Source organism: Curvibacter sp. GW821-FHT01G03, from assembly GCF_059422285.1.
In genome coordinates this window covers 119,330-143,840 of sequence record NZ_JBWKWP010000009.1, presented here as the reverse complement: position 1 = coordinate 143,840, position 24,511 = coordinate 119,330, and the positions used below count along the sequence as shown (strand labels likewise).

Annotated in this window: 20 protein-coding genes; 12 read left to right on the top strand and 8 right to left on the bottom strand. The window is 67.1% G+C overall.

Annotated elements, in window-relative coordinates:
- Positions 1-22: 22 nt before the first annotated feature.
- Together AC07VS_RS14790 and AC07VS_RS14785 are read left to right on the top strand one after the other, a co-directional pair.
- Complete coding sequence (locus AC07VS_RS14790) at positions 23-1,078, top strand: Bug family tripartite tricarboxylate transporter substrate binding protein (RefSeq protein WP_494751327.1); 1,056 nt, start codon at positions 23-25, stop codon at positions 1,076-1,078.
- 860 nt (positions 1,079-1,938) lie between these two features.
- Positions 1,939-3,600: a methyl-accepting chemotaxis protein gene (locus tag AC07VS_RS14785; RefSeq protein WP_492347844.1), complete on the top strand. Its 1,662-nt coding sequence runs from the start codon at positions 1,939-1,941 to the stop codon at positions 3,598-3,600.
- Here AC07VS_RS14785 and AC07VS_RS14780 read toward each other — a convergent pair whose 3' ends face one another.
- The 3 genes from AC07VS_RS14780 to gcl are packed head-to-tail and all read right to left on the bottom strand — an operon-like array spanning position 3,601 to position 7,174.
- Positions 3,601-4,512, bottom strand: coding sequence for a 2-hydroxy-3-oxopropionate reductase (locus AC07VS_RS14780; RefSeq protein ID WP_492347843.1), 912 nt, complete (start codon positions 4,510-4,512; stop codon positions 3,601-3,603).
- 41 nt (positions 4,513-4,553) lie between these two features.
- Entirely contained in the window at positions 4,554-5,330 is a 777-nt protein-coding gene (hyi, locus tag AC07VS_RS14775; protein ID WP_494751326.1) for a hydroxypyruvate isomerase, read from the bottom strand.
- Positions 5,331-5,383: 53 nt separating this feature from the next.
- A complete protein-coding gene (gene gcl, locus AC07VS_RS14770; RefSeq protein ID WP_492347841.1) occupies positions 5,384-7,174 on the bottom strand; it encodes a glyoxylate carboligase in 1,791 nt (596 codons plus the stop codon).
- A gap of 163 nt (positions 7,175-7,337) precedes the next feature.
- On the opposite strand from gcl, the gene AC07VS_RS14765 reads away from it, so the two are divergent.
- A complete protein-coding gene (locus AC07VS_RS14765) occupies positions 7,338-8,246 on the top strand; it encodes a LysR family transcriptional regulator (RefSeq protein ID WP_492347840.1) in 909 nt (302 codons plus the stop codon).
- A gap of 18 nt (positions 8,247-8,264) precedes the next feature.
- Here the strand turns inward: AC07VS_RS14765 and AC07VS_RS14760 are convergent, their stop codons facing one another.
- The gene (locus AC07VS_RS14760) at positions 8,265-9,635 is read right to left on the bottom strand and encodes a glycerate kinase type-2 family protein (protein ID WP_494751325.1); all 1,371 of its coding nucleotides are present in this window, start codon (positions 9,633-9,635) and stop codon (positions 8,265-8,267) included.
- 223 nt (positions 9,636-9,858) lie between these two features.
- On the opposite strand from AC07VS_RS14760, the gene AC07VS_RS14755 reads away from it, so the two are divergent.
- On the top strand, positions 9,859-11,643 hold the full coding sequence (locus AC07VS_RS14755) for a GGDEF domain-containing protein (RefSeq protein WP_492348122.1): 1,785 nt from the start codon (positions 9,859-9,861) through the stop codon (positions 11,641-11,643).
- A gap of 19 nt (positions 11,644-11,662) precedes the next feature.
- On the opposite strand, the gene AC07VS_RS14750 is transcribed toward AC07VS_RS14755, so the two are convergent.
- The 3 genes from AC07VS_RS14750 to xdhC form a co-directional block, all read right to left on the bottom strand.
- Positions 11,663-13,063: an 8-oxoguanine deaminase gene (locus AC07VS_RS14750; RefSeq protein ID WP_492347838.1), complete on the bottom strand. Its 1,401-nt coding sequence runs from the start codon at positions 13,061-13,063 to the stop codon at positions 11,663-11,665.
- 16 nt (positions 13,064-13,079) lie between these two features.
- Positions 13,080-14,282: a urate hydroxylase PuuD gene (locus tag AC07VS_RS14745; protein ID WP_492347837.1), complete on the bottom strand. Its 1,203-nt coding sequence runs from the start codon at positions 14,280-14,282 to the stop codon at positions 13,080-13,082.
- 216 nt (positions 14,283-14,498) lie between these two features.
- A complete protein-coding gene (gene xdhC, locus AC07VS_RS14740) occupies positions 14,499-15,332 on the bottom strand; it encodes a xanthine dehydrogenase accessory protein XdhC (RefSeq protein WP_492347836.1) in 834 nt (277 codons plus the stop codon).
- Between the two features lie 105 nt (positions 15,333-15,437).
- Between xdhC and AC07VS_RS14735 the strand changes: the two genes are divergently transcribed.
- Complete coding sequence (locus AC07VS_RS14735; RefSeq protein ID WP_494751324.1) at positions 15,438-16,004, top strand: hypothetical protein; 567 nt, start codon at positions 15,438-15,440, stop codon at positions 16,002-16,004.
- Between the two features lie 13 nt (positions 16,005-16,017).
- On the opposite strand, the gene uraH is transcribed toward AC07VS_RS14735, so the two are convergent.
- Positions 16,018-16,368: a hydroxyisourate hydrolase gene (gene uraH, locus AC07VS_RS14730; RefSeq protein WP_492347834.1), complete on the bottom strand. Its 351-nt coding sequence runs from the start codon at positions 16,366-16,368 to the stop codon at positions 16,018-16,020.
- 131 nt (positions 16,369-16,499) lie between these two features.
- Between uraH and AC07VS_RS14725 the strand changes: the two genes are divergently transcribed.
- From AC07VS_RS14725 to AC07VS_RS14695, 7 genes are all read left to right on the top strand, one after another.
- Entirely contained in the window at positions 16,500-17,174 is a 675-nt protein-coding gene (locus AC07VS_RS14725) for a GntR family transcriptional regulator (protein ID WP_494656973.1), read from the top strand.
- Between the two features lie 37 nt (positions 17,175-17,211).
- Positions 17,212-18,174, top strand: coding sequence for an allantoinase PuuE (puuE, locus tag AC07VS_RS14720; RefSeq protein WP_492347832.1), 963 nt, complete (start codon positions 17,212-17,214; stop codon positions 18,172-18,174).
- A 2-nt stretch (positions 18,175-18,176) separates the two neighbouring features.
- A complete protein-coding gene (gene uraD / locus AC07VS_RS14715; protein ID WP_492347831.1) occupies positions 18,177-19,958 on the top strand; it encodes a 2-oxo-4-hydroxy-4-carboxy-5-ureidoimidazoline decarboxylase in 1,782 nt (593 codons plus the stop codon).
- A 10-nt stretch (positions 19,959-19,968) separates the two neighbouring features.
- Entirely contained in the window at positions 19,969-21,219 is a 1,251-nt protein-coding gene (locus tag AC07VS_RS14710; RefSeq protein WP_492347830.1) for a M20 family metallopeptidase, read from the top strand.
- Positions 21,216-22,076 carry a pseudouridine synthase gene (locus tag AC07VS_RS14705; RefSeq protein WP_492347829.1) on the top strand — a complete coding sequence of 287 codons (861 nt, stop codon included), beginning with the start codon at positions 21,216-21,218 and terminating at the stop codon, positions 22,074-22,076. Before AC07VS_RS14710 ends, AC07VS_RS14705 begins: the two co-directional genes overlap by 4 nt.
- Positions 22,077-22,143: 67 nt before the next feature.
- A complete protein-coding gene (locus AC07VS_RS14700) occupies positions 22,144-22,884 on the top strand; it encodes a tyrosine-protein phosphatase (RefSeq protein WP_492347828.1) in 741 nt (246 codons plus the stop codon).
- A 290-nt stretch (positions 22,885-23,174) separates the two neighbouring features.
- A complete protein-coding gene (locus AC07VS_RS14695; protein ID WP_492347827.1) occupies positions 23,175-24,455 on the top strand; it encodes a C4-dicarboxylate transporter DctA in 1,281 nt (426 codons plus the stop codon).
- The last annotated feature ends 56 nt before the right edge of the window (positions 24,456-24,511 follow it).

Genomic DNA, 24,511 nt, shown 5'->3' with positions numbered 1-24,511 from the left:
ACAACACCACGGAGACAAAACAATGACCTCAACAAACCACCCCACGCGCAGCCCGGTCCGGGGCTCTGCCACCTCGCTCAGGCGCGCCAGCCTGCTCGCCTGGATGGTCGGCCTGAGCCTTGGCCTGGGCATGGCCCTGTCCTCACGCCCCGCCCTGGCGGCAGCCGGCGGCGATGCCACGGGCTTTCCGAGCAAACCGGTGCGCCTGCTGGTGGGCTACCCACCCGGTGGCGTGGCCGACATCATGGCGCGTGCCATTGCGCCGATCATGGCCGAGGGCCTGAAGCAACCCGTGCTGGTGGACAACCGGGCCGGTGCCAACGGCAACATCGCGGCCGACGCCACGGCCAAGGCTGCGCCGGACGGCAGCACCCTGGCCCTGGTGACCACGGGCATCGAATCGGTCAACCCCTGGCTGTTTGGCAAAGTGCCCTTCGATGCGCAGAAAGACCTGCAGCCCGTGGGTGCCACCGGACGGGTGCTGCTGTTCCTGACCACCCGCGCCAGCCTGGCGCCCGACAATGTGAAAGACTTCGTGAGCCTCGCCAAGAACAGCCAGCCGCGCCTGTCCTTTGGCTCGGCCGGGGCCGGCAGCACGCCACATCTGGTGGGCGAGTTGCTCAAGCAGAGTGCGGGCTTCGAGGCGGTGCACGTGCCCTACCGTGGCGCGGCACCGGCTTTGCAGGATCTGCTGGCCAGCCAACTGGATTTCTTCATGGACCCCGGTATTTCGTTTGCCAATGTGCGCGCGGGCAAGCTGAAGATGCTGGCCGTGGCCAGCGCCCGGCGCTCGCCCCTGTTCCCCAACGTGCCCACGCTGGAAGAGTCGGGCATCAAGGGGGTGGACTACGACACCTGGTTCGGCCTGTACGCACCGGCCGGCACGCCGCCCGAGGTGGTGGCCCGCCTGAACCAGGAGTTGAACAAGGCCTTGTCCCAAGCCTCGGTGCAGGAGCGCTTTCGCGAACTGGGCGGCGAGGCCACGCCAGGCACACCCGCGGATTTCAAGGCCACGGCGCAGCGGGAGATGAAGGTGTTTCCGGGCTTGATCAAGGGGCTGGGGATCAAAGCTGAATGAAATGGCCCCCACGCTCCCTCACTTCGTGTGGTCGCTGCCCCCCAAGGGGGCCCAGCCCGCCTTGGGGCGGCCCGGCGGCGGGCTGACGGCTTCGTTGCTGGCCTGTCGGCTTCGCAAGAAGGATCGAAGACAGCCCCTCCAAGCGCACTCTTCTCATCACCGCCAATCCCTCTCACGGGGGCCCAGCCCGCCTTGGGGCGGCCCGGCGGCGGGCTGATGTAGCCCCCACGGTCGCGCACTTCGTGTCACGCCCACGTGCGGCCGCGAGACGCGGACGCTCTTCGCCCTGTCCAGCCCTGCGCGGGCAGGCCTGGAGCCGCAGGGCTCAGCCCCCCAGGGGGCCCAGTCCACCTTGGGGCGGCCCGGCGGCGGGCTGACGGCTTCGTTGATGGCTCGCTGAATTCAGAAGGGGGCTGAAGGCCCTCTCACTCAGCGTCACTCCCACGTGCGGCCGCGAGGGGCGGACGCACTTCACGCGTCCCAGCTCCCTTTGGAGCGCGTCGGCTGCATGCCCGGGGACCGCTGGCAGGCCTCAATCTGGTGTTCTGACCACGTTGGAGTTCAAGGTCTGACAGGGATGCGGGTGTCGGGTCAGGGTTATGCATTGGCGGCATGGGCTCAGCCAGACTTGGCATTTCTCTTGCATGACGCTTACAACAACAATACCGCCCACCGCGCCACAGAAGCCGCACGTGCTCTCTGAGGGGTCACGGGCGTGATTGGGCGCTGGGCTGGGGTTTTCCTGGGTCCGGGGCGGGCGCGGGTGGCAGAACATTGGCATTGCAAACGGCAGGGCGGCGCGCGCCACACATGCTGAAAGCCAGGCATCAGGGACTTGTTTTCTTTTCAAGGTTTTTCACATGAGCGCTCTCAAGTCTTTGTCCCTCAGCCATCGGCTCAGCCTGGGTTTCGGCAGTGTGCTGGCCTTGCTGCTGCTGGTGGTGGCGGTGGACCAATGGTCAGCCAGGGATCTGCACGGAAGGCTGCAGCGCATCACCAGCACCAACGCCGAAAAAACCCGCCTGATGAACAACATGCTGCAGGACGTGGACTCGCTGGGCCTGAGGGGCCGCTCTGCGGTGATGCTGTCTGAAAGCGACACCAAACGCTCGACCGAGCAGGCCGACAAGCTCAAGGCCACACAAGACCAATACCTCAAGCAGCAGACCGAACTGGCCGCCCTGGCCCAGGCCAATGGGGCCCAAGCCGACGAGTTGAAGCTGCTGGACGACATCAAGGCCATCGCCGAAGCGACGCTGCCCGAGCTTCAGCAGTCGGTGAAGACGGCGCTGGAGGGCGACAACGTGGGTGCCTCGATCGCCATGATGAACCGGGTGGAACCCAGCGAGGTCAAGTGGCGGGCCCGCTTGAGCGATCTGATCGAGTACCAGAACCGCCTGAACCAGGCCGAGGCCCAAGGGGCCGAAGACAGCATGGCCCGGGCCCAGATCACCGCCGGCTTGCTGGTGTTGATCTCGATCACGGTCGGCGTGCTGGTGGCCTGGCGCATCACCCAGAGCGTGACGGCGCCGATCGGGCGGGCCGTGGTGGTGGCCGAACGCATTGCCGCGGGCGACCTGACCTCTCAAGTGGAGGTGCGCATCCACGACGAAACCGGCCGCCTGTTGGAGGCCATTGCCGCCATGCAGCAGCGCCTGCGTGAGCTGGTGGGCGAAATCGGCGGCACTGCCGAATCGATCAAGGACGCCAGCGCCGAAGTGGCCGCCGGCAACCTGGACCTGAGCCAGCGCACCGAAGAGGCGTCGCACAACCTGCAGACGGCGGCCCACACACTGACCGACCTGACCCAGATGGTGGGCCACAGCACGGCCTCGGCCCGCGAGGTGAACCGCCTGGCGGCCACCGCCTCGACCCACGCGATCAGCGGCGGGCAGATGGTGTCCGAGGTGGTGCAGACCATGGAAGGGATCAGCGTGAGCTCCCGCAAGATCGCCGACATTGTGGGCGTGATTGACGGCATCGCCTTCCAGACCAACATCCTGGCCCTGAACGCGGCGGTGGAAGCCGCACGCGCCGGCGAACAGGGGCGCGGCTTTGCCGTGGTGGCCAGCGAGGTGCGGCGCCTGGCCGGCCACGCCACCAGTTCGTCCAAGGAGATCAAGGGCCTGATCACCGACAGCGTAGAGCGCGTGGCCGTGGGCGAAGACCTGGTGCGCCGTGCCGGCGAGACGATCAACGAGCTGGTGAGCTCGGTACAAAACGTGTCCTCGATCATGTCCGAGGTGGCGGCCGCAGCCGATGAGCAGAGTGGCCGCATCGCCGACATCAGCTCGACCGTGGGCAAGCTCGATGAGGTGACCCAGCAAAACGCGGCACTGGTCGAGGAAAGCGCGGCGGCAGCCGACAGCCTGCGCGATCAGGCCCACCGACTCACGGACATCGTGCACACCTTCCGCCTCAGCCGCGACACGCCGATCGCCGCGCCAACACCGGCCGCGGCCAACCGGCCGGCCCCCACCCCGGCCCTGGCGCGTGCCCCGCAGCCGCTGCGGCTGGGCTGATCAGGCCGAGGCCGCTTTCTGGCCCACCTCGAAGTTCGACAGCCGCTCCAGGGCCTTCACCATGCCCGAGTGGTCCCAGGCCGCACCGCCCTGCGCCACACAGGCGCTGAACAATTGTTGAGCCTGTGCCGTGGCGGGCAGGGCCAGGCCGAGGGCGCGGGCGCTGTCCAGTGCCAGGCGCAGGTCCTTCTGGTGCAGGGCAATGCGAAAACCCGGTTCGAAGCTGCGGCGGATCATGCGCTCGCCATGAACTTCCAGAATGCGCGAGGCGGCAAAGCCGCCCATCAAGGCCTGGCGCACCTTGGCCGGGTCGGCGCCAGCACGTGAAGCAAACAACAGGGCCTCGGCCACGGCCTCGATGTTGAGCGCCACCACGATCTGATTGGCCACCTTGGTGGTCTGCCCGGCACCATTGGGCCCCACCAGCGTGATGTTCTGCCCCAGCAGCTCGAACAGCGGCTGAGCCCTGGCAAAGGCGGCTTCGGGCCCGCCGACCATGATCGACAAGCTGCCCTTTTGCGCGCCCACTTCGCCGCCGGACACCGGGGCGTCGAGGTACTGGCAGCCCAGCTGCTCGATGCGCCGGGCAAAGTCCTGCGTGGGCAGAGGGGCAATCGAGCTCATGTCGATCACCAGCTTGCCTGGGCTCAGGCCCAGGGCCAGCCCGTCGTCACCAAACAGCACCTGCTCGACATCGGGGGTGTCGGGCAGCATGGTGAAGACGATGTCGGCCCGCTCGGCCACGCCGCGTGCGCTGAGGCATTGGGTGGCCGGGGTGTCGGCCAGCGCCGCCGGCACCTTGCCGCGGGTGTGCACAAACAGCTGATGGCCGCCACGGATCAGGTTGAGGCACATGGGCGTGCCCATGATGCCCAGGCCGATGAAGCCGAGTTGAAGCGGTTTTTGAGTCATGGGAGGTCTCCGTTGTCAGGTCAGGGATGAAAGCGCTCGGTTCAGGCCATGGCGCGGCGCCAGCCCAGGCCGGCCAGGGTGTCGGCGGCGGGCTTGTATTCGCAGCCGATCCAGCCGGCATAGCCCAGGTGGTCGATGTGACGCAGCAACCAGGGGTAGTTGATCTCGCCCGTGCCAGGCTCATGCCGACCCGGGTTGTCGGCCAACTGGATGTGGCCGATGCGTGGCAGGGCCCGCTGCAGCGTGGCGGCCAACTCGCCCTCCACACGCTGCGCGTGGTAGATGTCGTATTGCACAAAGGCGTTGTCGGCCCCCACCTCGTCGAGCAGGGCCAAGGCCTGATCGGTGCGGGTGAGGTAGAAGCCCGGGATGTCGAAGGGATTGATGGGCTCGATCAGCAGGCGCAGGCCCGCCTGGCGCAGGGCGCCGGCCGCAAAACGCAGGTTGCTCACCAGGGTCTGGCGCAGCAGCGGTTCGGCCACGCCGGCCGGTGCCTTGCCAGCCAGGCAGTTGAGTTGGCGCACCCCCAGCGCCTGGGCATAGGCAAGGGCCTGAGCGACCCCGGCGCGGAATTCGGCCACCCGGGTCGGGTCGCAGGCGATGCCACGCTCGCCGGCCTCCCAGTCGCCCGCAGGCAGGTTGTGCAGCACCAGTTGCAGGCGGTGCTGGTCCAGACGTGAACGGATCTCGCCGGCCTCGTAGGCGTAGGGGAACAGAAATTCGACGGCCTCGAAGCCCGCTTGCGCAGCGGCTTCAAAGCGGTCCAGAAAAGGCCGTTCCGTGAACAGCATGGTGAGGTTGGCAGCAAAGCGAGGCATGTGTTTGGTTCTCTCTTGGGTCAGGGCAGGAGGGGCTGCGGGGCGGGCGGGCATCAATCCAGCATGGCGATGGCGGTGGGCGCGTCGGCCGCGCTGGCCGCCAGGTCTTCGAACTCGTTGATCTGGTCGATCTCGGTGCCCATGGCGATGTTGGTCACGCGCTCCAGCAGCAGCTCGATCACCACGGGGGTGCGGTGCTCGGCCATCCAGGCATCGGCCTGTTGCACCGCTGGCGCGAACTCTTCGGGCCGGTGCACACGGATGGCTTTGCAGCCCAGGCCCTCGACCACCTTGACGTGGTCCACGCCATAGCTGCGCGCGGGCTCGTCAGCGTCCGTGTTGAGGTTGTCGAAGGCCAGTTGCACGCAGTAATCCATCGAGAAGCTGCGCTGCGCCTGGCGGATCAGTCCGAGGTAGCTGTTGTTGACCAGCACATGGATGTAGGGCAACTTGAACTGCGCGCCCACCGCCAGCTCTTCGAGCATGAACTGGAAGTCATAGTCGCCCGACAGGGCCACGATCCGGCGGGCCGGGTCGGCCACGCGCACCCCCAGCGCGGCCGGCAGGGTCCATCCCAGCGGGCCGGCCTGGCCGCAGTTGATCCAGTGGCGCGGGTGGTAGATGTGCAGGAACTGCGCCGCCGCGATCTGCGACAGGCCGATGGTGGACACATAGCAGGCGTCGCGACCGAAGGCATTGTTCATGCATTGGTAGACCCGCTGCGGCTTCATGGGCACCTGGTCGAAGTGGGTCTTGCGCAGGTAGTCGACGCTCTGCTTGCGCCCCTGGCACTCGGCCACCCAGGCCAGGCGCGGCGACAGGCGGCCTTCGGATCGCCATTCGCGGGCCACCTCGACCATCAGGGCCAGCGCGGCGCCCGCGTCGGACACGATGCCATAGTCGGGCGCAAACACGCGGCCGATCTGGGTCGGCTCGATGTCGATGTGCACAAACTTGCGGCCTCGGGTGTAGACCTCGACCGAGCCGGTGTGGCGGTTCGCCCAGCGGTTGCCGATGCCCAGCACGAAGTCGCTGGCCAGCAGGTTGGCGTTGCCGTAGCGGTGGCTGGTCTGCAGACCACACATGCCCACCATCAGCGGGTGGTCGTCGGGGATGCTGCCCCAGCCCATCAGGGTGGGGATCACGGGCAGTTGCAGCAGCTCGGCCAACTCGACCAGCAGGCCGCAGGCATCGGCGTTGATGATGCCGCCACCGGCCACCAGCAAGGGCCGCTCGGCCTGGCTCAGCAGGTGCAGGGCATGCTCCACCTGGGCCCGGGTGGCCTGCGGCTTCCAGGCCGGCAAGGGGGCGTAGGTGGCGGGGTCGAAATCGATCTCGGCCAACTGCACATCGATGGGCAGGTCGATCAGCACCGGCCCCGGTCGGCCCGAGCGCATCAGGTGAAATGCCTGTTGGAACACCCCGGGCACCTGGGCCGGCTCCATCACGGTGGTGGCCCATTTGGTCACGGGGCGGGCGATGGCACTGATGTCGACAGCCTGAAAATCCTCCTTGTGCAGGCGTGCGCGCGGAGCCTGCCCGGTGATGCACAGGATGGGGATGGAATCGGCACTGGCCGAGTACAGGCCGGTGACCATGTCGGTGCCGGCCGGGCCGCTGGTGCCGATGCACACGCCGATGTTGCCGGCCACGGCCCGGGTGTAGCCCTCGGCCATGTGCGAGGCCGCCTCGACGTGGCGCGCCAGGATGTGGCCGATGCCGCCGTGCGCCTTGAGCGCTGCATACAGCGGGTTGATGGCAGCGCCGGGCACGCCGAACGCCACACTCACGCCTTCTTTCTCGAGGATGCAGACTGCCGCCTCGATTGCCTTCATTCTTGCCATGTCATCTCCTTGGGTGAACCCACTGGGGGTGGCCGAAATTTAGGCGGCGCAGGCTTGAGCCGGAACGCCCGAGCAGACCATAAAATTTATTCGCTGGTGGAATGACTGTCGGATCGACGGCAGCGGACACTGGCACACCCCGCACGAGCGCAAGGAGAACCCGATGGACCGTTTCGACGCCATGAACCTGTTTGTCCGGGTGGTGGAATCCGGCAGCTTCACCAAGGTGGCGAAAGAGTTCGCCACCACCCAGCCCACCGTCACCAAGCAGGTGGCGGCCCTGGAGGCCCAGCTCAAGGTGCGCCTGCTCAACCGCAACACCCGCGGGGTCAGCCTGACCGAACCCGGTGCGCTGTACTACGAACGTTGCAAGGCCATCCTGGGCCAGGTGAGCGAGGCCGAAGAGGTGGTCCAGGTGCGCCAGACCCAGGTGAACGGTCTGCTGCGCGTGGGCAGTTCGGTGGCTTTCGGCAGACGGGTGGTGGTGCCCCTGGTGCTGGAATTCATGGCCCGGCACCCGCAGGTGAAGGTGGACCTGAGCTTTGACGACCGCTACACCGACCTGGTGGCCCAGGGCATCGACGTGGCGATCCGCCTGGGCAAGCTGGCCGACTCGGGCCTGGGTGCACGCAGCCTGGGGCAGAACCCCTGGGCCTTGGTGGCCTCGCCCACCTACCTGCGGCGGCACGGCACACCGCGCAAGCCCAGCGAGCTGCGTGGGCATGACGCCTTGATCTACAGCAGCGTGCAGGGGGACGACTTCTGGCGTCTGCGCACGCCAGCGGGCGAGTTGGTGAACGTGCCGGTGAGCGGGCGCATGCGCTCCAACAACCTGTCGGCCCTGCTGGCCGCTGCACGCGCCCACCTGGGCGTCGCCGCCCTGCCCCGCTATGTGGCCGCCGAATCGCTGGCCAGTGGCCGGGTGCTGGAGGTGCTCAAGACCTGCCAGTTGCCCGAGCAGGAGATCCACGCCGTGTTCCCCTCGCCCCGCCTGCTGCCGCAAAAGGTGTCGTCCTTCGTGGCCTTCATGCAGGGGCGGTTTGAGGCGCGCTGGTGGGAGCAGTTGAAATGACCCTGCCGGGCCGGCGCCTCAATCGAGGATCAGAAGCGCCCGGAAATCGTTCACATTGGTGTGGGTGGGGCCGGTGATGACCAGATCGCCCAGGGCCTCGAAGTAACCATAGGCGTCGTTGCGGTCCAGAAACTGCTCCACTTTCAGGCCCTGGGCCTGGGCCCGTGCCAGCGTGTCGGGGCCCACGCAGGCACCGGCGTTGTCTTCAACACCGTCGATGCCATCGGTATCCGCCGCCAAGGCCCAGACCCGTGGCTGGCCCTGCAGGGCCTGGGCCAGGCCCAGGCAGAACTCACCCGCACGGCCGCCGCGCCCGCGCGGGCTGCCAGCGGGCTGCGGGCGGATTGTCACCGTGGTCTCACCGCCCGACAGGATGACGCAGGGGCGTGCAAAAGGCTGGCCATGCTGGGCCACCGAGCGTGCCAGCGCGGCGTGCACCTTGCCCACCTCGCGCGATTCGCCCTCGATTTCGTCGGACAGCACATAGGCCGCGATGCCGGCGGCACGGGCCACCTCGGCGGCGGCCTCCAGCGACTGGCGCGGGGTGGCAATCAACTGAACCTCGTGCCCTGCGAACACGGCATCGCCGGGCTTGGGGGTTTCAAGTGCACCGGCCTGCAACTGCTGGTGCACCGCCGCGGGCACCGAAATGCCGTAGCGGGCCAGAATGGCCAGTGCCTCGGCGCAGTGGCTGGCATCCGGCACGGTGGGGCCGCTGGCAATCACCGAAGGGTCATCGCCAGGCACATCGCTGATGGTGAGCGTGAGCACCCGCGCCGGCGAGCAGGCCGCCGCCAGGCGCCCCCCCTTGATGCGCGACAGGTGCTTGCGCACGCAGTTCATCTCGCCAATGCTGGCGCCGCTGTGGAGCAATTCGCGGTTGATGCGCTGCTTGTCCTCCAGGCTCAGCCCTTCGGCGGGCAGGGTCAGCAGGGCGGAGCCGCCGCCCGAGATCAGGCACAGCACCAGGTCGTCCTCAGTCAGGCCTTCGGTCAGTTGCAGGATGCGTTGGGCCGCGGCCAGGCCGGCCGCGTCGGGCACGGGGTGCGAGGCCTCGACCACTTCGATGCGCACGGGCAGGCCGGCCGGTCGCGGCGGGATGTGGTGGTAGCGCGTGACCACCAGGCCCGACAGCGGCGCATCGACCGGCCACAAGGCCTCGACCGCCTGGGCCATCGAGGCCCCGGCCTTGCCCGCCCCCAGCACCAGGGTGCGCCCCTTGGGCGGCTGGGGCAGGTGGCGCGCCAGACCTTGCAGGGGCTGCGCCCGCCAGACGGCCTGCGCATACAGGTGCTGCAAAAAAGCCTGCGGATCAGCGCTGGGGCTGGGGCAGACAGCGCCCTGCAGATCGAGGGCGACGCGATGTTGGGGGGCTTGGGGTGTGGTCATGGCCCGATTGTGCCAAGCCTCGTGCAGCGGCTTGGCCCCTGGTCGGGTCAAAACTGCTTTACCTCGCGTCATGCACCGGTCACAGGCCCGGTTCAGAATCCCCCGTCTTCGTCCATCCCCAGGAGTGCTCTTGAACCGATCCTCATGCGAAGCCCAGGCGGTGGCACGCGCAGCGACGCCGGAACACGGCCTAACCCTGGCACCTGGGCGCCTGGCCACCCTGATGGAACAGCAGGCACTGCACTGTGTATTTCAACCGATTGCCGACCTGCGCAGCGGCTCGATCTTTGGCCATGAGGCCCTGATCCGTGGCCCGGCCGGCACCGAATGGGAGCGCCCGGACGTGCTGCTGGCCCTGGCCCAGCAGGAGGACCTGCTGTTCGAATTCGAGGTGTTCTGCGTCCACACGGCCCTGGTGCAATGGGGACAGGCGGGCGAACCCGGGCGCTTGTTCGTCAACATCAGTGCCGACGCGCTGGTCGAGGCCATGCAACTGGAGGAGACCGAATCGCTGATCGGGGCTGCACGGCGCTGTGGGGTATCCCCCCGCATGTTGGTGATGGAGATCACCGAACACGAGCGGGTCGGAGACATGGCGCAATTGCATGCCGCGGTGCAACACCTGCACGCGGCTGGCATCACCCTGGCGCTGGACGATTTTGGCGACGGACGCTCGAGCCTGCGGCTGTGGTCAGAGGTGAAGCCGGCCTACGTGAAGATCGACAAATACTTCACCCGGGCCCTGGACCAGCGCACCGAATGCCTGCAGGTGGTCAATGCCTTGAAGGGGATTTCAGAAGTGTTTGGCTCGGTGCTGATCGCCGAAGGCATCGAGACCACCGATGACCTGCGCGTGCTGCGCGATCTGGGCATTGCTTACGGCCAGGGTTACCTGCTGGGCCGCCCCGCCCGCGAGGTGGCGCAGCAGGTGATCGACGCCGCGCTGACCGTGATGCACGACCGCCGCGTATCCGTGCTGCCGCAATTGCAGCAGACCGCGCGCCCCGGGGTGTTGCGCCACCTGCCCGTGATCCAGGCGCCGGCCGTGGCCATGAGCTGCACCAACAATGAGCTGGCCGAGGTGTTCAAGGCCCGGCCCGAACTGCACGCGCTGGCCGTGGTGGACGGCGAACGGCCGGTGGGCCTCATCAACCGCCAGCAGTTCATGAACCACTACGCCACCCTGTACTTTCGGGAGGTGCATGGGCGCAAGCCTTGCCTGGCCTATGCCAACCATTCACCGCGGGTGGTGGAGCTGGACTACGACGTGGACGAACTGGTGGGCATTCTGACCTCGCAGGACCAGCGTTACCTGAACGACGGCTTCATCGTCACCGATAACGGCCGCTATGTGGGCCTGGGAACGGGCGACCAGTTGGTCCGCTCCGTGACCGAGGCCCGGATCGAAGCCGCGCGCCACGCCAACCCCCTGACCTTTCTGCCCGGCAACATCCCCATCAGCATGCACATCGACCGCCTGCTGGCCAGCGGCAGCGAGTTCGTGGCCTGCTATGCCGACCTGAACCATTTCAAGCCCTTCAACGATCAATATGGCTACTGGCGTGGCGACGAGATGATCCGCCTGGTGGCCCGGCTGTGCGTGAGCCACTGCGATGCCCGGCGCGATTTTGTAGGCCATGTGGGCGGCGATGACTTCATGATCCTGTTCCAGAGCAACAACTGGCAGCAGCGCTGCGAGGCCATCATCCAGGAGTTTGCGCGCGAGGCATTGGCCTTGTTTGACGACATCGCACGGCAGGCCGGCGGCATTGAAGCCGAAGACCGGCACGGCGTGAAGCGCTTCTTTCCGTGCACCACGCTGTCGATCGGGGCGGTGCGGGTGCTGCGCGGTCAGTACGAATCCGCCGAACAGGTGGCCAACGAAGCGGCGCTGGCCAAGCACGATGCCAAGCAGAGCCAAAGCGGCCTGCATGTGCGCGGCCCCCAGTTGCCGCCACCGTTGCTGTCGGCACCCTTGCTGCCCTTGGGCGTGCAACAGGCGGCCTGAGCGTCCGCAGCCGGCAGGCTCAGCGCCGGCCCAAGGCCGCCACGGCCAGTTGCAGGGCCAGCCGGTTATGGCGTTCGATCAACGGCGGCAGATCCAGTGTGGTGAGCTGTCCGTCGCGCACCACCACCCGCCCGTTGACCACGGTGTGACGGGCTTTGGCCGGGGCGCACAGCAGCAGCGCGCCCACGGGGTCGTGCACGGCGCCGCCTGCAAAGTCGAGACTGCCCAGGTCGAACACCGCCAGGTCGGCGCATTGGCCCACCGCCAGCGAACCGATGTCGGCACGGCCCAGCACCTCGGCCCCGCCCCGGGTGGCCAGCGCCAGCGCGTCGCGGGCCTTCATCTCGGCCGGGCCGGTATCGCAACCAAAGGGCTCCAGGGCCCGCCCGACCCGGGCCAGCAGCATGGCCTGGCGCGCCTCACCGAGCATGTGGGCGCCGTCGTTGCTGGCGCTGCCGTCCACCCCCAGCCCGACAGGCACGCCCGCGTCGATCATGCGGCGGATCGGGGCGATGCCCGAGGCGAGGCGCATGTTGCTGCAGGGGCAATGCGCCACCCCGGTGCGGGTGCGGGCAAACAGCGACAGGCCGGCCGAATCCAGCTTGACACAGTGGGCGTGCCACACGTCATGCCCCACCCAGCCCAGTTGCTCGGCGTATTCGGCCGGGGTGCAGCCAAACTTTTCGCGGCTGTAGGCAATGTCGTGGTCGTTCTCGGCCAGGTGGGTGTGCAGGCGCACGCCGTGCGCCCGGGCCAGCAGGGCCGATTCGCGCATGAGGTCGCGGCTGACACTGAAGGGCGAACACGGGGCCACCGCCACCTGCACCATCGCACCATGGCGGGCATCGTGCCAGCGCTCGATCAGGCGCTGGGTGTCGCGCAGGATGGCATCCTCCCGCTCCACCACCTCATCGGGTGGCAGGCCGCCCTGCGAGCGGCCCACGCTCATGCTGCCGCGGGTGGCGACAAAGCGCATGCCGATGGCCTGCGCGGCCTCGATGCTGTCGTCCAGGCGCACGCCATTGGGGTAGATGTAGAGGTGGTCACTGCTGGTGGTGCAGCCGCTGAGCAGCAGCTCGGCCATGGCCACCTGGGTCGACACCTGAACCATCTCGGGCGTGAGCCCGGCCCAGATGGGGTACAGGCCGCGCAGCCACGAAAACAGCTCGGCGTCCTGCACCGCAGGAATCGCCCGGGTGAGCGACTGATACATGTGGTGGTGGGTGTTGACCAGACCGGGCGTGACCAGGCAGCCACGCAGGTCCAGCACCTCGTCGGCCTGGTCGGGCAGATCGGCGGCGGGGCCGATGGCCTCGATGCGGTGGCCGCGGATGAACACCGAAGCATCGCTCAACTCACGGCGCTGCTCGTCAAAAGTGGCCACGCAACGGGCGTTGCGCAGCAGCAGGGTTTTGCTCATGGGGGCCGTGCAGGGTTCAGGGGGCCGTGGGAGCACCGGCCTGGAACCAGGCGCCGATCAAGGCGCGCTCTTCGTCGGTGATGCCGGTGGCATTGTTCATGGGCATGATCTTGGTGACCACGGCCTGCTGGTAGACCGCCTGGGCATGGGCCTTGACCTGCTCAGGTGAATCCAGGCGCACGTTCTTCATCTGCACGGCTTCGCCGTGGCACATGTAGCAGCGGGCGGACAACACCTTCTGCACCTCAGCGTAACTCACGGCTGTCGGCGCTGCGGCGGCCGGTGCCATCGGCGCCGGCCGCAGCCAGGCGATCAGCGCCAGCAGGACCACCACACCGGCGGCGGCATACGGCCAGGGATGGGCGTTGCGGCCCAGCTTGTACCCATGGCGCATCACGAAGAACTGGCGGATGGCCGCGCCGGCGAACATCATGCCGATCAACACCAGCCAGTTCTGCGGGTGGGTGTAGGTGAAGCTGTAATGGTTGGACAGCATGGCAAACAGCACCGGCAGCGTGAAATAAGTGTTGTGAACACTGCGCTGCTTGCCGCGCTTGCCGTGGATCGGGTCGACCGGCAGGCCATCCTTGATCTGCTGCACCACGGTGCGCTGGCCCGGGATGATCCAGAAGAAGACGTTGGCACTCATCGAGGTGGCGATCATGGCGCCCATCAACAAGAAGGCGGCGCGGCCGGCAAACCAGTGGCAGGCCAGCCATGAGGCCACGCAGACCAGCACTAGCACCAAAGCGCCGACGATCGCATCGCCATTCTTGCGCTGCCCGAACACCCGGCAGATGCCGTCGTACAACAGCCAGAACACCACCAGAAAGCCCAGGGCGACGGCGATGGCCTCGGCGGGTGCCCAATCCATGCGCGACTTGTCGATCAGGTAGGTGCTGGCGCTCCAGAGGTAGGAAACGGTGAACAGCGAAAAGCCGGTCAACCAGGTGCTGTAGCTTTCCCAGTAGAACCAGTGCAGGTGCCCGGGCAGCTTGGGTGGCGACACAGCGAACTTGACGGGGTGGTAAAAACCGCCGCCGTGCACAGCCCACAACTCACCACTGACACCCTGGCGTTTCAATTCAGGGTCTTCGGGCGGCGTGAGGCTGCTGTCCAGAAAGACGAAATAGAACGAGGACCCCACCCAGGCGATGGCGGTGATGACATGGACCCAGCGCAGCAGCAGGTTGGCCCAGTCGAGAAAATAGCTTTCCATTCTCAACTCCAGTGCCCCTGAACCAACAGGTCGGCACTTTGATGGTCTGCTCACCACTGCGGGCGCTGTGAACAGAAGTTGGGGCCGCGGCCATGGGTTGGAAGAACCCCAGCTCCGCTGCGACCGGATGCAGGAAGAGAACCGCTTTCACGGCCCCCAGGCGATAAAGTGTATACAGTTTTTGAGCACCATGGCGACGTATCGTCTGGCCCCGAGTCAGGGCTTTCCCGAGGCCCCCACAGGGCCCGGAAGCTTTTGCAATAACTGTGCCGCCACCGCCACGGCAATGACCTCCGGTTGCTTGCCGCTGATGCCTGGCACACCGATAGGACAGGTGACGTGATTCAACTCATCGGCGGTGAAGCCACGCTCCTGCAGGCGTCGCTGAAAGGTGGCCCATTTGGTCTGACTGCCAATCAGCCCGACAAATGGCAGGTCACCATGCTCACGCTGTCGACGCAGGCAGGCGGCCACGATGTCCAGGTCTTCGGCATGGCTGAAACTCATCACCAGCACCTGTGAGCCGGGCACCAGGTCGGCCACGGCCCCCTGCACCGGATCGGAGTGCTCGGCCTCCGCGTTTTCGGGCAGATCGGCCGGAAAGATACCGTCCCGGCTGTCGATCCAACGCAGGCGAAACGGCAGTGGCGCCAGCACCCGCACCAGTGCGTGCCCCACATGCCCGCCACCAAACAGGGCCAAGGGCTGACCGCCTTGCGCCAGTTCGGTGCGCAGCCGCTCGCGATCGGCCGCAGTAACCCGCTCCAGGCTCAAGTGCACCACCCCACCGCAGCATTGCCCCAGACTGGGGCCCAAGGCGTGGCGCTGCTGCAGCGGCCAGGCGGTCGCGGGGTCGCGCAGGCCCTCTCGGGCAGCCAATGTGGCCACCAGTTCCAGGTGACCACCGCCAATGGTGCCGAGCACGGTCGCGGGCCACACCGCCATCCAGGCACCCACCTCACGGGGCACCGAGCCCTGGGTACGCACCACGCGCACCAGGCAGGCAGGTTCATCAGTCAGGCCTTGCAGCAGTTGGGACAGAGCGCTCATGGGCCCCGATTCTGCGGTCATAAAACCCTCCATCCAGAAAAAATGGCCTTACGGCAGATACGACTGGCAACAATCAGGGCGCAGTGCCGAAGGCACAATGCGCGCATGAACGGACCCGCCCCACGCTCAACCGACCGGCCCAGCCAACCCGTAACGGCCCTGATCCGCCGCCCCCTGTGGCTGATGGCCACGGCCTGGGCCGCCTTGCTGGCGGCCTGCGGCAGCGGCCCGACGCCGCCACTGAACGAGAACACGCCCGCCGCGGAAACGCCCGGCCCGGCCAGCACGCCCTCAGGCACTGGCAGTGTCCACACGATCAGCCCGGCCTCGGCGGCCAGCACCCCCAAGGCTTACCGGGTGGACGCTGCCCAGCACCTCTACAAACTCAATGCAGAGCGCATCTACGCCGGCAAGCTGCCGCCCATGTTGTACGCGGTGGGGGTGCTGCAGGTCAGCATCGACAGCCGGGGGCAGGTCACGCAGCTGCACTGGATGCGCGCGCCGCGCCATGCCCCCGAGGTGGTCACCGAAATCGAGCGCACGGCGCGCGCGGCCGCCCCCTACCCGGTGCCAGCCCGTCTGGGCAAGGTGGTCTACACCGACACCTGGTTGTGGGACCAGAGCGGCCGGTTCCAGCTCGACACCCTGACAGAAGGTCAGAGCGGCGGTTGAACCCGGATCCGCTTCAGGAGCCGCGGTAGGTCGAGTGGCTCCAGGGGCTGACCAACAAGGGCACGTGGTAGTGCTGATCGGCATGGGCGATGCCAAAGTCGAGCGTGACCTTGTTCAGGAACGGGGGTTCGGGCAGGTCGACGCCACGGGAACGGAAGTAATCGGCCACCTCGAACACCAGGCGGTAGGTGCCCGGGCGCAGGCTGTTGTTGTCATACAGCGGGCCGTCGGAGCGGCCGTCGGCGTTCAACACAAAGCGGCGCACCAGTGTGGCGTCGTCGCCCTGGGTGGTGAACAGCGAAACCCCCATGCCGGCAGCCGGGCTGCCGTGCATGGTGTCGAGAACGTGGGTACTGAGGCCCATGGGTGATCCTTTCGGGTGACAAGACAAGAGGCGGCCACCGGGGCGACCGGACGGTTGATGCCATCAATCCTTGGCAGCAATCGTGAACTAAAAGTGTATACACTTTTTGAATTGGCAGCTATCATGACCTCATGGACGCCTCCAACCCATCGACCACCCACGTCATCGTCGAGAGCCTGACCCGGGCCATCGTCGAACACCGGCTGCTGCCGGGCACCAAGCTGGCGGAACAGAAGCTGGCGGATCACTTCGGCGTGTCTCGCACGCTGGTCCGGCAGGCCCTGTTCCAGTTGTCGCAGAACCGCCTGATCCGGCTGGAGCCGGCACGCGGCGCTTTTGTCGCAGCGCCCTCAGTCACCGAGGCCCGGCAGGTTTTCGCTGTACGGCGCATGCTGGAGGCTGAAATGACACGCGCCTTTGTGCGTGAGGTCACCCCTAGCAAGATCAAGGCCTTGCGCGAGCATGTGGCCCGCGAAAAAGCCGCTGTGCAAGAGGGCGACGCCTCCGGTCGCACCGAACTGCTGGGCGACTTCCATGTGCGCATGGCCGAGCTGATGGGCAACGAGGTACTGGCCCAATTGCTGGGTGAACTGATTTCGCGCTGCGCCCTGATCACGTTGATGTACCAGTCGGCCAGTGCGGCCGAACACTCCCACGAGGAGCACGGCGAGATCGTCAAGGCGCTGGCTGCGCGCGACGAAGCCCTGGCGGTGCAACTCATGAACGATCACCTGACCCATGTCGAGGAAAGCCTCACCTTCGACCGCAAGCTGCCCACCAGCGACCTGTCCATGGCCCTGTCCTGAACTTCACCCCACCCGTCAGCCCTCCCCAAGCCCGCCCATGAAGCCTTACGACACCACCCAGCCCTACCCCCGCGACCTGATCGGCTACGGCCGCGATGTGCCCCACGCCCAGTGGCCGGGCCAGGCCCGCATTGCGGTCCAGTTCGTGCTGAATTACGAGGAAGGCGGCGAGAACGCCACCTTGCACGGCGACGCCGGCTCGGAGCAGTTCCTGTCCGAGATGTTCAACCCGGCCAGCTACCCCGACCGCCACATGAGCATGGAAGGCATCTACGAGTATGGCTCGCGGGCGGGGGTGTGGCGCATCCTGCGCGAGTTCGAGAAGCGCGGCCTGCCCATGACCATCTTCGGTGTCGGCATGGCGCTGCAGCGCCACCCCGAGTTGACCCAGGCCTTTGTCGACCTGGGCCACGAGATCGCCTGCCACGGCTGGCGCTGGATCCACTACCAGAACATCGACGAGGCCACCGAGCGCGAACACATGCGCGTGGCGCTGGACGCCATCGAGAAGCTCACCGGCCAGCGCCCCACCGGCTGGTACACCGGCCGCGACAGCCCGCGCACACGCCGCCTGGTGGTGGACGACGGCCGGCTTGACTACGACAGCGACTACTACGGCGACGACCTGCCGTTCTGGATGAAGGTCGAACGCAGCGACGGCGCCGTGGTGCCGCACCTGGTCGTGCCCTACACCCTGGACACCAACGACATGCGTTTTTCGCTGCCACAGGGCTTTTCGCAGGGCGACGACTTCTTCACCTACCTGCGCGACAGCTTTGACTGCCTGTACGCCGAAGGCGACCCCGCCGGCGAGAACCGCCCCAAGATGCTGAGCATCGGCATGCACTGCCGCCTGCTGGGCCGCCCTGGGCGCATGGTGGCGCTGCAAAAATTTCTCGACCACATCCAGCGCCACGACAAGGTCTGGGTGTGCCGCCGCATCGACATTGCCCGCCACTGGCAGCAGGTGCATCCCTTTAGCGAACAGAAAGCAGGCTGACCATGGCCCTCACCCTTGCCGAATTCAACACCGCCAGCCCCGAACAGGCCCTGCAATGGCTGGACGGCCTGTACGAGCACTCGCCCTGGATCGTCGAACGCGTGCTGCCGCAGCGCCCCTTCCAATCGCTGGCCCAACTCAAGCACGCGCTGACCCAGGTCGTCAGCCAGGCCGGACGCGAGGCCCAGTTGGGCCTGATCCGGGCCCACCCCGAGCTGGCAGGCAAGGCCATGGTCAGCAAGAGCCTGACCGCCGAATCGACCCACGAACAAGGCAAGGCCGGCCTGACCGACTGCACCCCTGAAGAGTTTGCCCGCATTCAGCAGCTCAATGCCGACTACAACGCGCGCTTCGGCTTCCCCTTCATCCTGGCCGTGCGGGGCCCCCGCGGCCTGGGCCTGGGCCGGCACGAGATCATCGAGACCTTCGAGCGGCGACTGCACAACCACCCCGACTTCGAGCTGGCCGAATGCCTGCGCAACATCCACCGCATCGCCGAAATCCGCCTCAACGACAAGTTCGGTGTCGAGCCGGTACAAGGCAATCTGGTGTGGGACTGGCAGGAAAAGCTGGCCCAGCACTCAGACCCCGGCTTTGCCGAGTTGGGCCAGCTCACCGTCACCTACCTCACCGACGCCCACCGCGCCTGCGCCCAGCGCATTGCCCACTGGATGCGCGAAGCCGGCTTTGACGAAGTCGGGATCGATGCCGTGGGCAACGTGGTGGGCCGTTACCACCCCGCCACGGCCGGCGCCCCCTATCTGATGACCGGCTCGCATTACGACACCGTGCGCAATGGCGGCAAGTACGACGGGCGGCTGGGCATCTTCGTGCCCATGGCCTGCGTGCAGCAGCTCAAGGCGCAGGGCCGACGCCTGCCCTTTGGCCTGGAGGTGATCGGCTTCGCCGAAGAGGAAGGCCAGCGCTACAAGGCCACCTTCCTGGGTTCAGGCGCGCTGATCGGCGACTTCAAGCCTGAGTGGCTGGACCAGCAGGACGCCGACGGCATCACGATGCGCGAGGCCATGCGGCACGCCGGCCTGTGCATCGATGACATCGCCAAACTCAAGCGCCAACCGGCCGATTACCTGGGCTTCATCGAGGTGCACATTGAACAGGGCCCTGTCCTGAATGAGAAAGACCTGCCCCTGGGCGTGGTCACCTCCATCAACGGCAGCGTGCGCTACCTCGGTGAGGTGATCGGCATGGCCAGCCACGCGGGCACCACCCCCATGGACCGCCGCCGCGACGCCGCCACCGCGGTGGCCGAACTCGCGCTGTACGTTGAAAAGCGGGCGGCCCAGGATGGCGACTCGGTAGGCACCATCGGCCAGTTGCAAGTGCCCAACGGGTCGATCAACGTGGTGCCGGGGCGCTGCAAGTTCTCACTCGACCTGCGCGCGCCCAACGATACCCAGCGCGACGCCCTGGCGCACGATGTGCTGGCCGAGTTGGCCGCCATCTGCGAACGCCGCGGCCTGCGCCACACCCTGGAAGAGACCATGCGGGCCGCCGCTGCCCCCAGCGCCCCGGCCCTGCAGCAGCACTGGGAGGCGGCCGTCAGCGCCCTGGGCCTGCCGGTGTTCCGCATGCCCAGCGGCGCCGGCCACGACGCCATGAAGCTGCACGAGGTGATGCCCCAGGCCATGCTGTTCGTGCGCGGACTCAACTCGGGCATCAGCCACAACCCGCTCGAATCGAGCACCAACGAAGACATGCAACTGGCCGTCGACGCCTTTGCCCATGTCCTGAACCACTTCGCACCGCAAGCCATCCCCGCCTGAGCCCGACACCATGACCGACGTTCAAAACACCCCCCGCTACGCCGCCCTCGACGCCTGGATCGATGCCCACTTCGACGATGAAGTGCGCTTTCTGCAAGCGCTGGTGCAGGTGCCCACCGACACACCGCCCGGCAACAACGCCCCGCACGCAGAACGCACCGCCGAACTGCTGCAGGCCTTCGGCTATGAGGCCGAGAAGCACCCTGTGCCCGCCGCCGAGGTGCAGGCCTACGGCATGCAAAGCATCACCAACCTGATCGTGCGCCGCCCCTTCGGCCCGGCGGGCAGCGGCCGCACCATTGCGCTGAACGCCCACGGCGACGTGGTGCCCCCGGGCGAGGGCTGGACCCACGACCCCTACGGGGCCGAGATCGTGGACGGCAAGATGTACGGCCGCGCTACCGCGGTCAGCAAGAGCGACTTCGCCAGCTTCACCTTTGCCTTGCGCGCCCTGGAGGCCGTGGCCCGCCCCACCCAGGGGGCGGTGGAGCTGCACTTCACCTACGACGAAGAATTTGGCGGCGAACTGGGCCCGGGCTGGCTGCTGAAGAACCAGCTGACCCAGCCCGACCTGATGGTGGCCGCCGGCTTCTCGCACGAGGTGGTCACCGCGCACAACGGCTGCCTGCAGATGGAAGTGACCGTGCACGGCAAGATGGCCCATGCGGCCGTGCCCCACACCGGCGTCGATGCCCTGCAAGGCGCCGTGCACATCCTGAACGCGCTGTACGCCCAGAACACCGAGTACCTGCAGGTGAGCTCGCAGGTGGCCGGCATCAACCACCCTTACCTCAATGTGGGCCGCATCGAAGGCGGCACCAACACCAACGTGGTGCCGGGCAAGGTGATGTTCAAGCTGGACCGCCGCATGATCCCCGAAGAGAACCCGGTCGAGGTGGAAGCCCGCATCCGCGAGGTGATCGAACAGGCCGCCGCGCAGCGCCCCGGCATCAGCGTCGAGATCAAGCGCCTGCTGCTGGCCCGCTCGATGACCCCGCTGGCCGGCAACAAACCCCTGGTGGACGCCATTCAGCAACACGCCAAGGCGGTGCTGGGCGAAGACGTGCCCGCCGTGGGCACCCCGCTGTACACCGACGTGCGCCTGTACGTGGAGCGCGGCATCCCCGGCGTGATCTACGGCGCCGGCCCGCGCACCGTGCTCGAATCACATGCCAAGCGCGCCGACGAGCGCCTTGACCTGAACGACCTGCGCGCCGCCACCAAGGTGATGGCCCGGGCCCTGAGCGACCTGCTGGCTTGAGCGGCACCACCGCCACAGCCACGACCGGGCTGATCGTGCCCGTGGACACCCCACCCCCGCTCACCGTGCTGTGGCGCGATGAGCACCTGGTGGCCGTCTACAAGCCGGCGGGCTGGCTGGTGCACCGCACCGGGCTGGACGCAGGCGAAACCCGCTTTGTGATGCAGGCCCTGCGCGACCAACTGGGCCAGCACGTGTTTCCGGTGCACCGGCTCGACAAGGGCACCTGCGGCGTGCTGGTGATGGCGCTGCACAGCGAGGCCGCGCGCGCCCTGTCGCAGTCTTTCGAGGCGCACCGCACCCGCAAGCACTACCTGGCCGTGGTGCGGGGCTGGGCCCCCCGGGCGATCGAGGTCGACCACGCCCTGCGCCCCGACGACGCCCCGCCCGATGCCCCCGTGCAAGAGGCCCACACCCGTTTCGAGCGCCTGGCCACGCTGGCCTTGCCGCCCGAGCCCGGCCAGGCACCGGCCGACCCGCGCTACCCAGCCAGCCGCCTGTCGATGGTCCAGGCCTGGCCCAGCACCGGGCGACGCCACCAGATCCGCCGTCACCTCAAGCACCTGGCCCACCCCATCATCGGCGACGCCACCCACGGCAAGGGGCCCGTCAACCGCTGGTGGGCCGAGCGTTTGGGCCTGCAACGCCTGTGGCTGCATGCGGCCACCCTCGACATCCCCCACCCCATCAGCGGCGAGTGGCTGCACTTCTCCAGCGGGCTGCTGGACACCGACCCGCCCACCGATCAGCCCATGCCCCCCGACCTTCTGGCCTGGCAAGCCTTACGGCAACACCCGGCCTGGCAGGCCGATGAGCCAGCCCGCCCGGGTCTGGACACCTGTGAGACAAGGACCTGACCAAGGGATCGTGCGGGGCGATAACATGCAGGACGATTGACATTCACTGACCTGCCCACACCGCTTCATGACCTACGCCCCCCTGTCCCAGCGCCTGAGCGGCGCCAGCAACTTCCGTGACCTGGGACGCTACCCCGCCCGGGGTGGCCGGGCCATGCGCCCGGGCCGCATCTACCGCTCGGATCACCTGGCCCACCTCACGCCCGAGGATCAGGCCCGATTGCAGGCGCTGGGGGTCACGCGCACGGTCGACTTCAGGGGCCAGGGCGAACGCGCCGCGCAGGCCTACGACCTGCCCGGCGTGCAGCAGCACGCGCTGTCGATCGAGCCCACGGTGGTACAACGCGCCAAGGCTTTGCAGGACCGGGGGGAGCGCCTCACACCGGAACATGCCGCCGAACTGATGGAGCAGACCTACCGCGACTTCGTGCTGCACAACTCACCCCGCTTTGCAGAACTGTTCCGACTGCTGCTGGAAAACGACCAGCCCCTGGTCTTCCACTGCACCGCCGGCAAGGACCGCACCGGCTTTGCCGCCGCCCTGATCCTGCATGCGCTGGGCGTGGAGCAGCCCGTCGTTCTGCACGACTACCTGCTGACCAATGAGTTGTACCAGCGCCCCACGGGTTTGATCGGGCAGGGCCCCGAAGAGGTGATGCGCGTCATCTGGCGCGTGCAGCCCAGCTTTCTCGACGCAGCCCTGGACACCGTGCAGCAGCACCACGGCGGCCTGACACCCTACCTGCAGGACGTGCTAGGCGTGGGGCCCGCCGAAGTGCGCCAACTCGAATCGCTCTACCTGATTTAATTCAGCGATGCTGATGGGCCGGTGTGGCACCGCCCTCACCTGAGTCCCTCGCCACGCATTGCGCTCTTTCCGGCTGTCCGCCACCTGGGCCGACCGGCCTGCACCATCACGGCCCAGCCCGTCGGGCCAATGGCCTCAAAACAGTGCACACTGCCCCAAGGCTCACCATTCCGGTGCCTCAAGGCCGCCCGCTTCCACGTGAAAACCCTGTATTCATGGGCACGACTTTTGCCTACATTGCTTGCATACAAGACTTGCAAACCACATCTCTTTCCAACCTTGGAGCAGCCATGTCACGCATCTACAAATCCCTGTTCGGCCAGGTGGTCCTGGCCCTGGTGGTCGGCGTCATCGTCGGCCTGGTCTGGCCTGAACAGGCCGTCAAACTCAAACCCCTGGGCGACGGCTTCATCAAGCTGATCAAAATGCTCATCCCCTTCATCGTCTTCGGCGTGGTGGTGCACGGCATCGCCGGCACGGGCGACCTCAAGCGGGTGGGCCGGGTGGGCATCAAGGCCCTGATCTATTTCGAGGTGGTCACGGCCATCGCTCTGGTGCTGGGCCTGGTGCTGGCCTGGGTGTTCCAGCCCGGCGCGGGCATGAACATCGACCCCAGCACCCTTGATGGCTCGGCGCTCGCGGCCTACAAAGAGAACGCTGGCAAGCTCACCGGCGGCGGCTTCACCGAGTTCGCCCTGCGCCTGATCCCGACCACCGCCCTCAGCGGCTTTGTGAGCGGCGACGTGATGCAGGTGCTGCTGATCTCCATCCTGTTCGGCTGTGCCCTGGCCCTGCTGGGCCCCAAGGGGGAACGCATCACCTCGCTGATCGACGACCTGTCGCACGCCCTGTTCAAGACCATGGGCCTGCTGATCCGCCTGGCCCCGCTGGGCGTGCTGGGCGCGATTGCCTTCACCGTGGGCAAGTACGGCATCGGCTCGCTCAAGCAACTGGGCATGCTGGTGGCTTTGTTCTTCGGCGCCACCATTTTCTTTGTGACGGTGGTGCTGGGCCTGATCATGCGGGTGTCGGGCTTCAGCCTGTTCAAGCTGCTGCGCTACCTGCGCGAAGAGCTGATGGTGGTTTTCGCCACCACCTCATCGGACAGCGTGCTGCCCCAGATCATGGCCAAGCTCAAGGCCATGGGCATCCGTGACTCGACCGTGGGCCTGGTGATCCCCACCGGCTACTCCTTCAACCTGGACGCCTTCTCGATCTACATCACGCTGGCCGCCGTCTTCATTGCCCAGGCCACCAACACCCCGGTCTCCACCGCCGATCTGCTGGCCATCCTGGCCATCTCGCTGGTCACCTCCAAGGGCGCACACGGTGTGCCAGGCTCGGCCATCGTGGTGCTGGCCGCCACCCTGCAGGCCATTCCGGCCATCCCCGCCATCGGCCTGGTGCTGGTGCTGTCGGTGGACTGGTTCATGGGCATCGCCCGGGCCCTGGGCAATCTGATCGGCAACTGTGTGGCCACCGTGGCCATTGCCGCCTGGGAAGGCGACATTGATCGCGAGCGGGCCCATGCGGTGCTCGATGGCCGTACCCCGAAAGCGTTGATCGACTGACGCGGCCGCTGCGCCTGCCTTCGACCGGCGAGGGGCGGGTGCCCCGGCCGGATCCG